12 protein-coding genes are annotated in these 14,959 nt (G+C 70.8%); 8 read left to right on the forward strand and 4 right to left on the reverse strand.

Translation table 11 applies throughout. From position 1 onward, the window contains the following. The first annotated feature begins 57 nt into the window (after positions 1 to 57). The 7 genes from DT019_RS21840 (at position 58) to DT019_RS21870 (ending at position 8,095) form a co-directional block, all read left to right on the forward strand. The gene (locus tag DT019_RS21840; protein WP_114038562.1) at positions 58 to 1,653 is read left to right on the forward strand and encodes an FAD-dependent oxidoreductase; all 1,596 of its coding nucleotides are present in this window, start codon (positions 58 to 60) and stop codon (positions 1,651 to 1,653) included. Between the two features lie 219 nt (positions 1,654 to 1,872). Continuing rightward, complete coding sequence (locus tag DT019_RS21845) at positions 1,873 to 2,166, forward strand: DUF6332 family protein (protein ID WP_114038563.1); 294 nt, start codon at positions 1,873 to 1,875, stop codon at positions 2,164 to 2,166. Positions 2,167 to 2,232: 66 nt separating this feature from the next. Continuing rightward, positions 2,233 to 2,970 (forward strand): helix-turn-helix domain-containing protein, encoded by a 738-nt coding sequence (locus DT019_RS21850; RefSeq protein WP_114038564.1) that lies wholly within the window; start codon positions 2,233 to 2,235, stop codon positions 2,968 to 2,970. 69 nt (positions 2,971 to 3,039) lie between these two features. Continuing rightward, complete coding sequence (locus tag DT019_RS21855) at positions 3,040 to 4,476, forward strand: CoA transferase (protein ID WP_114038565.1); 1,437 nt, start codon at positions 3,040 to 3,042, stop codon at positions 4,474 to 4,476. Positions 4,477 to 4,589: 113 nt separating this feature from the next. Continuing rightward, positions 4,590 to 5,783 carry a CaiB/BaiF CoA transferase family protein gene (locus DT019_RS21860; protein ID WP_114038566.1) on the forward strand — a complete coding sequence of 398 codons (1,194 nt, stop codon included), beginning with the start codon at positions 4,590 to 4,592 and terminating at the stop codon, positions 5,781 to 5,783. 75 nt (positions 5,784 to 5,858) lie between these two features. Then, positions 5,859 to 7,028 carry an acyl-CoA dehydrogenase family protein gene (locus DT019_RS21865; RefSeq protein ID WP_114038567.1) on the forward strand — a complete coding sequence of 390 codons (1,170 nt, stop codon included), beginning with the start codon at positions 5,859 to 5,861 and terminating at the stop codon, positions 7,026 to 7,028. Beyond that, a complete protein-coding gene (locus DT019_RS21870) occupies positions 7,028 to 8,095 on the forward strand; it encodes an acyl-CoA dehydrogenase family protein (protein WP_114038568.1) in 1,068 nt (355 codons plus the stop codon). The genes DT019_RS21865 and DT019_RS21870 overlap by 1 nt, the downstream gene beginning before the upstream one ends. 85 nt (positions 8,096 to 8,180) lie before the next feature. Here the strand turns inward: DT019_RS21870 and xdhC are convergent, their stop codons facing one another. The 4 genes from xdhC to DT019_RS21895 all read right to left on the reverse strand — a co-directional run bounded on the left by xdhC (position 8,181) and on the right by DT019_RS21895 (position 13,668). Then, positions 8,181 to 8,990, reverse strand: coding sequence for a xanthine dehydrogenase accessory protein XdhC (gene xdhC, locus DT019_RS21875; RefSeq protein WP_114038569.1), 810 nt, complete (start codon positions 8,988 to 8,990; stop codon positions 8,181 to 8,183). A 1-nt stretch (position 8,991) separates the two neighbouring features. Further along, positions 8,992 to 11,418 carry a xanthine dehydrogenase molybdopterin binding subunit gene (xdhB, locus tag DT019_RS21880; RefSeq protein WP_114038570.1) on the reverse strand — a complete coding sequence of 809 codons (2,427 nt, stop codon included), beginning with the start codon at positions 11,416 to 11,418 and terminating at the stop codon, positions 8,992 to 8,994. After that, on the reverse strand, positions 11,415 to 12,890 hold the full coding sequence (locus tag DT019_RS21885; RefSeq protein ID WP_114038571.1) for a xanthine dehydrogenase small subunit: 1,476 nt from the start codon (positions 12,888 to 12,890) through the stop codon (positions 11,415 to 11,417). Before DT019_RS21885 ends, xdhB begins: the two co-directional genes overlap by 4 nt. 481 nt (positions 12,891 to 13,371) lie before the next feature. Next, the gene (locus DT019_RS21895; protein ID WP_114038573.1) at positions 13,372 to 13,668 is read right to left on the reverse strand and encodes a winged helix-turn-helix transcriptional regulator; all 297 of its coding nucleotides are present in this window, start codon (positions 13,666 to 13,668) and stop codon (positions 13,372 to 13,374) included. 631 nt (positions 13,669 to 14,299) lie between these two features. On the opposite strand from DT019_RS21895, the gene DT019_RS21900 reads away from it, so the two are divergent. Continuing rightward, a partial coding sequence (locus DT019_RS21900; RefSeq protein WP_114038585.1) for an FAD-dependent oxidoreductase occupies positions 14,300 to 14,959 on the forward strand: 660 nt, incomplete at its 3' end.

Here is a 14,959-nt window from a genome sequence, read left to right on the forward strand (position 1 = left end):
GGCAACTCAATCATCCACCTGTTTGACAAATTCATTCAGCCGGATGACTCTGGCGTCATGGACTGCCAGGAGACTCGAGTAGTCGTCGTCGGAGGCGCCCTCACCGGGCTGAGCGCTGCTGTCTTCCTCGCCCACAGGGGCGTGCGGGTCACGGTGCTGGAGCGTCATCCCGACCTGCTCACCCACCCGAGACTGCGCGGGATCACGCCACGGACCGTCGAGGTGCTCCGTCAGTTCGGACTCGGCCCCGCGATCCGGAAAGAAAGCCTCCGCAGCGAAGGGCACGCCTTCGCGATGCTGCGGGCGCGCACGCTGGCGGACGAGTACCAGCCGGTGCAGGAGGCCCCTACCGAGTCGGTCGTCGATCCGCGCTCCTATGGGACCTCCACCTACGCGGCGATAGACCAGGACCGGCTCGAAGCCCTGCTGCGCAGCCGGGCCCGCGAACTCGGCGCCGACATCCGCTACTTCACCGAAGTCCGCTCCCTCACCCAGGACTCGGACGGCGTCACCGCGACCGTCCGGGACCGCGCGAGCGGCCACGAGGCAGCGATCCGCGCGGACTACGCCATCGCGGCCGACGGATCGAAGAGCGGGATCCGCGCGTCGCTGGGGATCGAGACCGACGGGCCGGGGGTGCTGTTCCACACGATCTCCGCGCTCGTGCACGCGGACCTCTCGGCAGCCGTCCGCGGCCGCGACATCGGGATCGTCTACCTCCAGAGGCCGCGCCCGTTCAGCACGATGATGCCGTACGACGACTCGGGCTCGCGCTGGCTGTTCGGCACCGGCTATGACCCGCGGAGCGAGTCGGTGGCGGACTTCACCGGCGAGCGCGTGGCGGCGATGGTGCGGGACGCCTCCGGGCTGGAGGGGATCGAAGTCTCCTTGGCGCCCCAGATCCCCGGCACCGGCATCACCGTGCTCGGATTCCCGATCGGCGCCCACGTCGCGCGCGCCTACCGATCCGGTCGGATCTTCCTGGCCGGGGACGCCGCGCGCACCCAGCCCCCCACGGGCGGCTTCGGCGGAAGCACCGGAATCCAGGACAGCCACAATCTGGCCTGGAAGCTCGCCGCCGTCCTCGACGGACGAGCCGGCCCGGGGTTGCTCGACACCTACGACGCGGAGCGTCGCCCGTACGGAACGCTCGCCATGGAGCAGGCCTTCGCGCGCTTCGGGGACAGGATGGCCGGCGGCGCGCAAGTAGAGCTACTCGACTACTCGGCGGTGACCACGGGATTTAGGTATGCCTCGGCGGCTGTACCCGGAAATCACGAGAGCGACCCCATCCCTGCCGTCGACCTGCGCGCCCAACCCGGCACGCGGGCACCGCACCTGGCGACCTCGGAAGGCGGCTCCACCCTCGACCTGTACGGCGAAACCCTCGTCCTGCTCACGGGCCGCGACGGCTCCGCGTGGGCCGGGGCCGCGAAGGATCTCGGCACGGCGATGGGCGTGGACATCCGGTGCTACGTCCTCGGTGTGGACATCGACGTCGCCGAGGGTGAGAAGGCGCACGGCATCGACACCCACGGTGCCGTGCTGGTCCGCCCGGACGGCTTCGTCGCCTGGCGCCACCACTCCTGCGCGGCCGAGCCGACCTCCGCGCTCGCGGAAGTCCTCGGAACCCTTCTTGCCCGGCGGGACTGACCTCGCGAAGGGTGCTGTCGTCGCGGCACCGGCCTTGGTCGGCTCCGCTCAACACGCAGTCCCCCACGGCGTCGAGGCAGCTCAGGACGGTCTGGCGCCGCCCGGCTGACGCCAACCGTTGTGCGGGATATGGGCTCCATGGTGAGACGAGCGCTTCGTCATGGACCCCTCTGTGCCCTACGCTCGGGCACAACACGCACCGGGGCGGGAGCGGATGCCATGACCACCACACGCACACGCAGGACACAGGCCGAGCGGGACGCGATGACCGCCGAGACGGTCTTCGCGCTGTTCTCCGCAACGCTGTACGCGGGAGCCACATTCCTCCTGTTCGTTCTACCGGTGATGTATGGGCTGGTGTCCGGCTCGACGAAGAGCGGGTTCGTCACCGCCGCGGGCGTCGCGGCAGCCGTGGCGTTCATCGGACGGACGGTCGAGGTGCTGTGGCGGTTCGGGCGACGAGCCCCCGAGGCCGACCAGCGCGTGTCCGACAGGTCACGTCAGGGGCGTTGACCCGGGCCAGACGAGTCCTGTCTCGTCGCCGGCGGCGAAAGGACGAGAAGGACAAGGTGGGACGGGATGCGTGAGCAGGGCCAGCGGCGGCGTCACCGTACGGTGGACCGGGTCGCGTGGATCCTGGAGGTCGCCGCACGGGCGCCGGATGGGGTGACCGTGGCGGAGTTGGCGCGGACCCTGGAGGCGCCGGCGAGTTCGGTGCAGGACCTGGTCAACGGCCTTGTCTCCACCGGATTCCTGCTGGAACAGCACCGGCGCTTCCGGCTCGGGCCCGCTCCGCACGTGCTCAACCTCATCGCCGGCCAGGTCGTGCCGCGGATCAGTCAGGCCGAACTCGACGAACTGAGCCGCGTCGCGGGTACCCCCGTACTGCTCACGGTGCGGGTCGGGCTCGACGCCGTCTACCTCGCGCGCGGCGGCGAGGACGAGATTCCCCGCCTGGTGCCTCTCGCCGACGGGCACTTCGCGCGACCCCTGCTGCGTACCGCCGCTGGCCGTCTGCTGCTGGCCTTCACCGACGAGACGGAGCGTCGCGGACTCCTCGACGAACTCGCCCGCCACGACCCCGAGGCAGTCGCCGAGTTCCGCCGCGCTCTGCCGACGATCCGCGCCTCGCGCATCAGCCGCAGCGAGGGACTGGCCGACCCCGAAGTCAGCGCGCTCGCCATCCCCATCACTGACGGTCCCGTCGTCACGGGGGCCCTCGCTCTGATGCACCGGCGTCGCGGGCGCTCCGAGCGGCCACACCTCGACCGGGCGGCGGCCCGACTCCTCGCGCACATTCAAAGCAGTCGGGGCTGAGGTCCGCATCAGTTCACGGATATCCGTGAATCCGGGCGCTCACGCCACTGTGGGGACGAGCATCCCGGCATGACTTCGAACCCGCTGACCACGACCCGACCCACCCCTACCGGCGAGGTCGTCTCCCAACTGCTGCACACGCTCGGCGAACCCGATCCGGTCCGGGCGAGCGAGGACATCACCGTGGTCGGGGCCGACCCCCTGGTCCCCTCGGTGCACCGCCTCGCCGATGCCATGTCCGCCGCGATCGGTGTTTTCGGCAGGCAGACGGCGGGGGTCGGCGAACACCGCGGCCACCCGCACCAAAGGGTTGAGGTACGGGCCGAGGCCGCGATCGACCAGCTGATGGCGACCTTCCACACCACGCTGTCGGGGCGCCCCCTGGGCGCTCTACTCGACGATCCGACACTGCTCGGCAACAACGACTTCTACCGGACGCGCGACAGCCGGTGGATCTTCATCATCACCACCTACCCGCATCTGCGGGATGCCGTCCACTCCGTGCTGAGGTGCGGCCTCGACAAGGTGGGCATCGCGCACGCCGCGGCCGACTGGGATGCCTTCACACTGGAGGAGGCCATCTGCGCGCGGGGCGGAGTCGCCTGCGTCGTGCGCAGCCGGGACGAATGGCTCGCGCACCCGGCCGGGCGGCATGTCGCGCGGCGTCCAGTCGTCGAGATCGAACGCGTCGGTGACGGGCCCCTCCGCCCGCTCAAGCCGATCGGTGCGGCCGACGAGGCGCTCGCGGGGGTCCGGGTGCTCGATCTCACCCATGTCATCGCCGGCCCCGTCGCGACGCGGCTCCTCGCCCAGTTCGGCGCCGACGTGCTGCACCTGTCGCGTCCCGACCGCCCCGACCCGATCCCGATGATCGCGATGACCGGCGGCGGCAAGCGCAACGCCTACTGCGACTTGCGCGACGCCGACGACCGTGCGGCCTTCTACGACGCGCTCCAGGACGCGGACGTCTTCGCGCACGCCTACCGGGGCCTTGCCCGGCACGGGGCCTCGCCCGAGGAACTCATCCGGCGCCGCCCCGGACTGATCACCCTCGAATACCACGCCTGGGGCGCCGACGGCCCCTGGGGCGAACGCGGCGGATTCGACCAACTCGCCTGCTCGGCCACCGGATTCGCCCTCGAGGAGGGGACCGACCGGCCCTCGTTGCCGCCGACGTACCTCCTCAATGACTACCTCGCCGCCTACCTCGGGGCCGCCGCCGTCGCGACGGCCCTGCGCCGACGCGCGACCGAGGGCGGCTCCTGGCGGATCCGCGTGACCTTGGCCGGAGTGTGTCACTGGGTGCAGGAACTCGGTCTCCTCGCACCGGAGGATGTGCGCGACCTGCCCCGTCCCGGGCGCGCGGCGCTCGCCGAACTGTCGACCACCGCGACCGACTTCGGCCCGCTCACCGAACCGGCGACGCCGTTCGCATACAGCGGGCGCCCGGTCCCGCAGCCCGGTCGGCGTTCCCCGCTCGGCTCTGCCGCGCTCCAGTGGCGCTAGGCCTTCCACGGCTCCTCCCCCGGCCCGCCGCCCGCGTCGTCACGCGTCCGCCCGCCGGTCCTGCCCCAGCCCCGTGTGATCAGCCCACCCGATATCCCAGGAGGCATCGGAAGATGTCCAAGAATCCGACCGGCCCGTCCGCCCCAGGGCTCCTCGCCGGAGTCCGCGTCATCGAACTGGCCAGCGTGATCATGGCCCCGTACGCCGCCCAGCAGCTCGGCGACCTGGGCGCGGACGTGATCAAAGTCGAACCACCCGCCGGTGACATGACCCGTCACTACCCGCCCCGGCGCCATCCCGGCATGGGCGGCCCGGCGCTCAACCTCAACCGCAACAAGCGCAGTGCCGCCATCGACCTCAAGGCCCCGCACGGCCGAGACGCCCTCCTCGCCCTGCTGCGCACCGCCGATGTCTTCATCACCAACCTGCGCCCGCAGGCCCTGGACAAGCTCCGCCTCGGCTTCGACGACGTCGCAGCCGTCAATCCCGGCCTGATCTATGCCAACGCCCAGGGCTTTCGCAGCGACAGCCGCTACGGCACCCGTGCCGCCTACGACGACATCATCCAGGCAGCCAGCGGCCTCGTCTGGCTCAACCACAAGGTCTCCGGCCGGCCGCACTACGTGCCCACCGTGCTGGCCGACAAGATCTGCGGCATGCAGATCGCCCAGTCGGTGCTGGCCGCGCTGCACTACCGGGAGCACGGCGGCACCGGCCAGCACATCGAGGTCCCGATGGCCGACACCATGCTCGCCTTCAACCTGGTCGAGCATCTGGGCGCGGCCGCCCTGGAAACCCACGGGGAGTTCGGCTCGCCCCGCTCGCTCAGCCCTCAGCGCCGCGCCCTGCGTACCGCCGACGGGTGGATGTGCATCCTGCCGCACAGCGACCGCAACTGGCGGGACTTCACCGCCTTCGTCAACCAACCCGAACTGGCCGACGACCCGCGCTTCGCCACCGGCCCCGACCGGGCCCGCAACGCCGACGCGTTCTACCCACTCCTCGCGGAGCTGACGCAACATCACACCAACGCCACGTGGCAGGAGTTCTGCGATCGCGCGGGCATCGCCGCCGCCCCCGTCCTCGACCTGGAGTCCGCCGCCACCACCGCCTACGCGCGCGAAGGCGGTCTGCTCCAGGAGGCCGACCACCCCACCGAAGGCCGCTACCGGGTCATCGGCCGCCCAGTTCGCTACTCGGCCGACCCCGAGCCGCGCCTGCGCCCCTGCCCCGCCATCGGCCAGCACACCGACGAGGTGCTCCGCGAAGCCGGCTTCGACCCCGCTGTGCTGCACGCCGCGAACTGACCCCATTCCATGCCGAATTCCCGTACCCCCATGCAATGCCCGACGTCCCTTCACCCATCCAGGAGCCGATGATCCATGTCGCCTTCGACGCTTGCACCGATCGCATTCCCCCATGTCGCCCTGCCCGGCTCGGCCCGCCGGCTGCGCGCCGAGGTCCGCGCTTTCCTCGACGAGGAGCGCACCCGCGGCACCGTGCTCGGCCGCCCCGACTCCTGGCTGGCCGGCTGGGATCCCGGCTTCAGCCGCCGTCTCGCCGAGCACGGCTGGGTCGGCATGGCCCTGCCCACCGAGTACGGCGGCTCAGGCCGCGGCTTCCTGGAGCGCTATGTGGTGATCGAGGAACTGCTCGCGGCCGGCGCCCCGGTCAGTGCCCACTGGGTCTCCGACCGGCAGGCGGGACCCTCGATCCTGAGGCACGGCACCGAGGAGCAGCGCCGCTCCTTCCTGCCACGGATCGCCGCCGGTCAGTGCTTCTTCTCCATCGGCATGAGCGAGAAGAGCAGCGGATCCGACCTCGCCTCGGTCGCCACCCGCGCTGAACGCACCACCAACGGCTGGCGGTTGACCGGCACCAAGATGTGGACCGGCGGCGCCCACGTCAACGACTACGCCATCGTCCTCGCCCGCACCGACGACGCCGAGGACAAGCACGCCGGTCTCAGCCAGTTCATCGTCGACCTGCGCGCTCCGGGGGTACGGGTCGAGCCGATCCGGCTGATGAGCGGCGAGCACCGCTTCAACGCCTGCCACCTCGACGGCGTCGCCGTCCCCGACGCAATGGTGCTCGGGCAGCGGGGCGACGGCTGGAAGCAGGTCACCGGCGAGCTCGCCTTCGAACGCAGCGGCCCGGAACGTTACCTGTCCACCTTCCCCTTGCTGGTCTCCCTGCTCCGCGAACTGGAGCAGCGCCCGGCGACCGCCGAACAACTCACCCGGATCGGCCTCCTGACGGCCCGGCTGTACAGCATCCGCCAACTGTCCCTCGGCGTGGCCGCCGACCTGGACACCGGAGCCTCGCCCGACATCCAGGCCGCCCTGGTCAAGGATCTCGGCACCCGCCTGGAGGGCACGCTGATCGACACAGTCCGCGGCATCCTGCCGACCCCGGCCGACCCGCACGCCACCCCCGGCAGCCACCCCGAACTGCTCGCCTTCGCCCTGCTGCACAGCCCCGGCTACACGCTGCGCGGCGGCACCAACGAAATCCTTCGCGGCATCATCACTCGCGGTCTGGAGCAGCACTGATGCACACCCACACGATCGACACCAGCACCCCCGTCATCTCCGCGGACGCCTACGACACCACCGCCTTCTACGCGAACGCCGACGCCATCGCCACCGTCACCAACGCCACCGCTCCCGACGCCGTGGCCCTCCCCTCCGCGGACGCGGCCACCGTCCAACTTCTCGCCGCCGCCCGGGAAGCAGGACGCCGCGCCGTCCCCGCCCCCCTCGCTGAGACGGCCCTGGTCGCCCGCCCCCTGCTGCGCCGCGCCGGACTCCCCGTCCCCGACGGCCCGCTCAGCTACGCACTCGCCCCCGAGCTGACGATCCGCTACGCGCACCCGGCCGCCTCGCCCGTCGGCTCGGCCGGCTGCCTGGGCGAGGACGACACCCTGCTGGTCACCGGCACCCTGCGCCGCGTCCCCTGGGCCCGCGCCGCCACCGCCATCGTCGTCCTGGCCGCCGCCCCCTCCGGGCCCGTCCTGTTCACCCTCACACCCGGTCAGACCGTCCTCACCCCGGGCGCCAACCTCGCCGAGGAACCCCGCGACGACCTGCACCTCGCCGCCCTGGAGATCCCTGCCGCCCACGTCCGCCGCGTCGCCCCCGACCTGCTCGACGAGGCCCGGCTCCGCGCGGCCCTGGCCCGCTCCGCGCTCATCGCCGGAGCCGCCGAACGCTGCGTGGACCTGACCGTCGCCCACACCACGGCCCGCACCCAGTTCGGCCGTCCACTCCGTCACTTCCAGGCCGTCAAGCAGGAAGAAGCACGGCTGATCGAAGAGACCGCCCTGGTCCGCACCGCCGTTCAGGCGGCGGCCGCCCCGCTGGACACCGGCGGGCCGGCAACACACATCGCCGTCGCCGCCGCCAAGACCCAGGCATCCGCCTCGGCCGCCGAGATCGCCCGCATCGCCCACCAACTCCACGGCGCCATCGGCATCACCCAGCTCAACCCGCTCCATCTCTTCACGACCCGCCTGTGGTCCTGGCGCGACGAGGACGGCGACGAAACCTACTGGGCACGCCGCCTGGCCCGCCCGCTCACGCCCACCACCCTGTGGCCCACCCTGACCACCACTCCCTGACCCTCCGCCACACCTGTCGTCATGCGTACGGCAACTTCGGAGGGTGTCGCCCGCGCGGGCGGCACCCTCCGAAGGCGCTGGACCCTCAGCTGACCTCTGCTTCAAGGGTGCGCAGCAGATCGGCGGCGACGCTCAGGGCGATGACGGCGGGTTGCTTGCCGGTGATGCCGGTCAGTCCGATGGGTGTCTTGATCCGGTCGATGGTGGCTTCGGCGTGCCCTCCTTCGGCGGACAGACGCTTGCGGAACCGCGCCCACTTGGCCGCCGAGCCGATGAGGCCGACGGAGCCGAGGTGGGAGGTGCGCAGGACGGCGTCGCACAGCGCCGCGTCCTCGGCATGATCATGCGTCATGATCAGGACATGGGTGCCGCGGGGCAGTTCCTCCAGCACCTCCTCCGGCAGCAGCGGTGTGTGATGCACATGAACCTGTGCCACCGCGTCCGCCAGCACGCCGAGCCGCTCGGGCCGCAGGACGTCGGAGCGACTGTCGACGAGGTGGAGGTCGAGGTCCTGCCGGGCCAGGATGCGTGCGAGTTCCAGACCGACATGGCCGACGCCGAAGATCGCCACCGCGGCCACCACCGGCAGCGGTTCGAGCAGCACCGAGACCGTGCCACCGCAGCACTGCACCGCGTGCCGGTTGGACACCTTGTCGTTCAGGGCGAAATCGATCAGCTCCGGCTCCGCCTTGGCAGCCGCGATCATCTCCCGGGCCCGGTCGATCGCGACGGCCTCGACATTTCCGCCCCCGATCGACCCCCACGTCCCGGTGCGCCCCACGACAAGTTTCGCACCGGCCTCGCGTGGGGCATGGCCGCGCACGGTCACGACGGTGGCCAGCACGCCGGTCTCCCGGCGAGCCCGCAACCCTGCGACCGCGGCGATCCATGTCATGTCAGGCACCACTCAGCGCTGCCGTGCCGGTCCGGCTCCCGCCGTCCAGGGCAGCTGCGCAGGGAGCGGCCCCGGTACGGACGTGCGCGTTGCCGCGGGCTTCACCCCGGCGGGCCGACTCGATCGCCCAATACACCGCCTCCGGGGTCGCGGGCGATGCCAGCTCGACGCTGATGCCACTCGGGCCGAACGCCGCGGCGGCCTGCCGCAGCGCCTCGCGCACCGAGAACGCCAGCATCAGCGGAGGCTCGCCCACGGCCTTGGAACCGTAGACCGCGCCTTCCTCCGTGGCGTTCTCCAGCAGCGTGACGTTGAACTCCTGCGGCATCTCGGAGAAGCTCGGCAGCTTGTAGGTGCTGGCCGCCTGGGTCTGCAGCCGGCCCCGATGCGGCCCGTCACCGGTGTCCCAGCGCAGATCCTCCAGGGTCAGCCAGCCCGCGCCCTGGACGAAGCCGCCCTCGACCTGGCCGATGTCGATCATCGGGGACAGGCTGTCGCCCACGTCGTGCACGATGTCCACCCGCCGGATGCGGTACGCGCCGGTGAAGCCGTCGACCTCGACCTCGGCCGCGGCCGCACCATGGGCGAAGTACTTGAACGGTGCGCCCCGGAACGACTGCGCGTCCCAGTGCAGTCCCTCGGTCCTGTAGTAGCCGGCCGCGGACAACTGAACGCGCTGGAAGTACGCGGCGCGCACCAGGTCCTCCCAAGCCAGCTCCTTGTCGGTGCCCAGGGCCCGCACCACGCCCTCCACGATGCGCACGTCGCACGCGTTCGCTCCCAGCTGGCCGGCGGCCACCTGCGACAGGCGCTCACGCAGCTGCTCACAGGCGTTCTTGATCGCCCCGCCATTGAGGTCCGTGCCCGAACTGGCCGCCGTGGCAGAGGTGTTGGGCACCTTGTCGGTTCGCGTCGGGGCGAGGCGGATCTTGTGCAGCGGGATGCCCAGGGAGGTGGCGGCCACCTGCATCATCTTCGTGTGCAGCCCCTGGCCCATCTCGGTTCCGCCATGGTTGATCAGGACGGAGCCGTCCTTGTAGATCAGCACCAGGGCACCGCCCTGGTTGAAGGCGGTGAGGTTGAACGAGATGCCGAACTTGAGGCCCGTCATGGCTAGGGCCCGCTTGCTGTGCGGGTGCGCGGCGTTGAAGGCGGCGATCTCACGCTTGCGGTCGGCGATGGCGGCCTTCTCCTGGACCTGCTGCCAGACGGCGGTGATCCGTTCGGGCTGGGTGACCGGCTGTCCGTACGGCGTGTGCTGGTCCTTCCGATAGAAGTTGCGCTCGCGCAGTTCCATCGGATCGAGGCCGAGCCGTGGTGCGCAGCGCCCGAGGATGTCTTCGATCACCAGCATGCCCTGGGGCCCGCCGAAGCCGCGGAAGGCGGTGTTGGAGACCTTGTTGGTCTTGGCGATGCGACCGGCGATGCGGGCGTTGGGAATCCAGTACGTGTTGTCGATGTGGCACAGCGCGCGGGCCAGCACCGGCTCGGACAGGTCCAGGCTCCACCCGCCGTCCGACGTCAGCAGGGCGTCCAGGGCCTGGATACGGCCGTCGGCATCGAAGCCGATCTTCCACGTGGCGTGGAAACCGTGCCGCTTGCCGGACATGGTCAGGTCCTGCGTGCGGTTGAGCCGCAGCCGGACCGGATGACCGGTCAGCTTGGCGCCGAGCGCGGCGATGGCCGCGAACCCGTGCGGCTGCATCTCCTTGCCGCCGAAGCCGCCGCCCATCCGCAGACACTGCACGGTCACCTCATGACTGTGCAGTCCGAGCACGTGCGCGACGATCTCCTGCGTCTCCGACGGGTGCTGGCTGCTGCTCTGGACGAACACCTGCCCGGCCTCGTCGATGTGGGCGAGCGCCGCGTGCGTCTCGAGGTAGAAGTGCTCCTGGTCGGAGAACTGGAACTCGCCGGTGAACACGTGCGCACAGTCGGCGAAGCTCGCCTCGACGTCGCCGGACACCATCACGGGACGGGCGCCGTGGAAGCTGTCGGCCGCGATCGCGTCCTGCAGCGTGATGATCGAGGGAAGCTCTTGGAGTTGAACCTCGACGGCCGCCGCACCGAGCCGGGCCGCCTCCAGGGTCTGCCCGAGCACCCAGGCGACCGCATGGCCGTAGAACATGACCTCTTCGGGGAACAGCGGCTCGTCGTGCTTCATCCCGGCATCGTTGACGCCGGGCACGTCGGCACCGGTGAGCACACGGACCACACCGGGCACGGCGAGCGCGGCCTCGGTGCGGATTTCGGTGATCCGGCCGCGGGCCTTCATGACTTGAACCGGGTAGGCGTGCAGGACGTCCTTGGTACGGAACACCAGGTCGTCGGTGTAGAGCGCGGCACCCGTGACGTGCAGCGTGGCGCTCTCGTGGGGCATCGAGACACCGACGACCGGCTTCTCGGGACGCTGGGACAGCTGACTCATGACGACACCACCTCGGTGTTCTGCGCGTACAGCTTCAGCAGGCTCTGACCGAGCATCGCTGCACGGTACTCCGCACTGGCGCGATGGTCGTCCATCGGTGTGCCCTCCGCCCGCAGCACCGCGGCCGCGGCCTCGACGGTCTCCGTCGACCACGGCCTGCCCTCCAGGGCCGCCTCGGTGTCCAGGGCGCGGATCGGGGTGGCGGCCACACCACCCAGGCCGATGCGCGCCTTGCGGATGACGCCGTCCTCGACGTCGAGCGCGAAGGCGACCGCGACGCTGGAGATGTCGTCGAAGCGCCGTTTGGCGATTTTGTGGAAGGCCACCACCGGCGACAGCGGCAGCGGAACGCGCACGGCGCGGATCAGCTCACCGGGACGGCGGACACTCTGCCGGTAGCCGGTGAAGTAGTCCGCCAGCGGAACCTCGCGCTCACCCTCGCTGTCGGCGAGCACCACGGACGCCTCCAGCGCGAGCAGCGCCGGCGGGCTGTCACCGATCGGGGAGCCCGTGCCCAGGTTCCCGCCAAGAGTCGCGCCGTTGCGGATCAGGCGGGAGGCGAATTGCGGGAACACCTCTGCCAGCAACGGAACGCTCCCGTCGAGACGCCGCTCGATCTCGGTGAGCGTCAGTGCCGCCCCGATCTCGATGTGGCCGGAAGTGACGATGAGCTCGCGGAGTTCGGGCAGCCGGTCGACAGCGATGACGCAATCCGCCCGGCGGGAACGGATGTTGACCTCGACGCCCCAGTCGGTGGAGCCGGCGATCACCACAGCGTCCGGCCGTTCACGCAGCAGCCTCAGCGTGTCCGCCAGCGTGCCCTTCCGCAGGAATGTGTGGCCGCCCTCGACGTATTCGGTGGCAACCGGCAACGGCGGAGCCTGCTCGCGACGCCGCGCCAACGGGTCCTCGTCGCTGGGCGTGCCGAGGGCGAACGCCGCGTCCCGGATCGGACGGTACCCCGTGCAGCGGCAGAGGTTGCCGCTCAGCGCGTGCAGATCGAAGCCGTTCGGGCCGTGCTCCGCATCGGGGCCGTCAGCCGCGTCGGAGCAGACGTGTCCGCACCGGTCGGGCCGGTAGTACTCGGCGGCCATGCTGCAGATGAACCCCGGTGTGCAGTACCCGCATTGGGAGCCGCCACGGACCGCCATCTCCTCCTGCACCGGATGCAGCGTGGGCGGCTCTCCCGGTCCGCCGTCCGTCGCCAGCCCTTCGGAGGTGATGACCTCCTGCCCGTTGAGCGCCGCTACCGGGACGAGGCAGGCGTTGACGGCCACCCAGTCGGTGGGTCTGTCGGCTCCGACCCCGGGACGGGCCACCAGGACCGAGCAGGCACCGCACTCGCCTTCCGCGCAGCCCTCCTTGGTGCCGGTCAGGCCACGGTCGCGCAGAAAATCCAGCGTTGTCGTGTGGGACGGAGCCGGGGAAATCGGTGTTTCCTCACCGTTGACCGTGATCCATGCCCCTACCACGGCAGGGCCTCGCGTCGCGACGTGATCGGTCGAGCCATCATGTTCGCCAATTTCAGGCAGCTTTCTGTGTTCGGACGCGCCACACGAAAGGAGCGCGCGCACAACGGCACGCGGCATCGACGCGCCGGAAAATGGGGACGGGAAACACAGAACGTGCCACGAAGGGGCACGTCAGAACGGCGTACTCAGCAGCCGTGCGCGATCCGACCCGGCACCCAGACGGTGCACTGGGCGAGGCGACCAAGATCGGAGCTGGTGGACATCCTCTGATCGCCTCCTCTCGGTACTCACGGGTCGATGGTTACCGCAAGCTAGTTGCTGGCACCAGGGAGGTCAAGAGGCCGCCCTCCGTCTCTCCCGATCCGAACGCCATCCGGGCTGCGCAGACGAGGCGATGCGGACACCGGTGAGCCGCCCCTGGCGGCAGAGCATCGCCCAGGGCATCGCTCGTTGTACGACGGTCGAAGAGCCCGCGAGGCGTTTACGGCTGCGCGGGGTTCTGTTCGTTCCGCTCTTGCGTCTGCGCCCAGGTGCTCGCCCATTCATTGAGCGGTTGGAGGGCGTGGCCGAGGGTTGTCCCCAGCTGAGTGAGTTCGTAGCCGTCGGGCGAAGGGGCGATGAGCCCGCTTGACGTGAGTTCGCGGAGGCGCTGGTAGAGAACGCTCGATGACAGGCCTGCGCACCGTGCCAGCAACGCTCGCGCACCGAGGGGACCCGGACGCAGCTCCCAGAGAATGCGCAGCGCCCACCGACGGCCGAGGAGATCCATCGCGGCCATGATCGGACGGCCGGTGGTCGATCCACGAACTGGCTTGCCTGGGCGCGGCGTTGGCATGACCCTCCTTGCGTTTCGTTCTTCGAAACACTAGCATCCACCGCATGTTTCGAATTTAGAAACACCCGAAGGGGGAGCGTCGATGTCGCACACAGTCCAGCTGATACCTCCGTACGCCGACCAAGGCTGCTCAAGTGAGGCCGCCACGGCACTGCGTCCACCGCACTACCGCTCCCGTCCGTGTAGCCGCATCTCTGGAGGGACGCCCAACGCGTCCGACTGACTCGGACGGGCACTGTTGGGCGTAGCCCGTTGCCCGCACAGGGCCGGGAACGTGCACGGGCGCGGGCGGCCCCTGCCCCCGGACCAAAGCCGTCGCCCTCTCCGCACGGGGCGAGACTCGCGCGGCGACCGACACCCGCGTGCCTGGCGGCATCGCGCAGATGGCGACCCCGCGGCTGCCCGCCCGTCCTCCGCCGGCCTCTGACCTCGGCCGCCAGGCATGGACGGTCCCTCCGACTTCACCGAGGCCCCGACGACCACACCGGCGAGGCGCTCCTCGCGCCGACCGCCACAGGCGGCACCACCCGTCTCATCGACTCCATCCTTCTCACCTTCGGAGACCCGTATGACCATGCCCGCAACAGGAACCGCGACCGGCCTGCGCCTGCGCGCACCGGCCCCAGGCTGGTCGATCGACGCGGATGTCGTGGTCGTCGGTTCCGGCGTAGCAGGCCTCACCACGGCCCTGCGCTGTACGGCGGCCGGGCTGAGCCCCGTTGTCGTCACCAAGGCCCGCCTCGACGACGGCTCGACGCGCTGGGCGCAGGGCGGCATAGCGGCGGCCCTCGGCGAGGGCGACACCCCTCAGCAGCATCTGGAGGACACGCTGGTCGCGGGGGCCGGACTCTGCGACGAGAGCGCGGTCCGCGCGCTGGTCACCGAAGGCCCGCACGCGGTGCGGCGGTTGATCGCCACCGGCGCCCACTTCGACACCGACGACTCGGGCGCGATCTCGCTGGCCCGCGAGGGCGGCCACCACCGCCGCCGCATCGCCCACGCGGGCGGCGACGCGACGGGCGCGGAGGTCTCCCGCGCACTGGTCGAGGCGGTCCGGGCAGCAGCCCTCCGCACGATCGAACGCGCCCTGGTCCTGGACCTGTTGACGGACGAGCACGGCCGCACCGCGGGCATCACGCTGCACGTCATGGGCGAGGGGCAGCACGACGGTGTCGGCGCGGTCCGCGCGCCCGCGGTGGTGCTCGCGACGGGCGGCATGGGCCAGGTGTTCTCG

Source organism: Streptomyces sp. SDr-06 (genome assembly GCF_003324565.1).
GTDB lineage: Bacteria > Actinomycetota > Actinomycetes > Streptomycetales > Streptomycetaceae > Streptomyces.

Excerpts from the sequence above, each read along its gene's own strand:
- DT019_RS21840 (WP_114038562.1), top strand. The coding sequence starts at position 58 with ATGGACTGCCAGGAGACTCGAGTAGTCGTCGTCGGAGGCGCCCTCACC.
- DT019_RS21860 (WP_114038566.1), top strand. The coding sequence starts at position 4,590 with ATGTCCAAGAATCCGACCGGCCCGTCCGCCCCAGGGCTCCTCGCCGGA.
- DT019_RS21850 (WP_114038564.1), top strand. The coding sequence starts at position 2,233 with ATGCGTGAGCAGGGCCAGCGGCGGCGTCACCGTACGGTGGACCGGGTC.
- DT019_RS21870 (WP_114038568.1), top strand. The coding sequence starts at position 7,028 with ATGCACACCCACACGATCGACACCAGCACCCCCGTCATCTCCGCGGAC.
- xdhB (WP_114038570.1), bottom strand. The coding sequence starts at position 11,418 with ATGAGTCAGCTGTCCCAGCGTCCCGAGAAGCCGGTCGTCGGTGTCTCG.
- DT019_RS21855 (WP_114038565.1), top strand. The coding sequence starts at position 3,040 with ATGACTTCGAACCCGCTGACCACGACCCGACCCACCCCTACCGGCGAG.
- DT019_RS21895 (WP_114038573.1), bottom strand. The coding sequence starts at position 13,668 with ATGGCCGCGATGGATCTCCTCGGCCGTCGGTGGGCGCTGCGCATTCTC.
- DT019_RS21865 (WP_114038567.1), top strand. The coding sequence starts at position 5,859 with ATGTCGCCTTCGACGCTTGCACCGATCGCATTCCCCCATGTCGCCCTG.
- xdhC (WP_114038569.1), bottom strand. The coding sequence starts at position 8,990 with ATGACATGGATCGCCGCGGTCGCAGGGTTGCGGGCTCGCCGGGAGACC.
- DT019_RS21845 (WP_114038563.1), top strand. The coding sequence starts at position 1,873 with ATGACCACCACACGCACACGCAGGACACAGGCCGAGCGGGACGCGATG.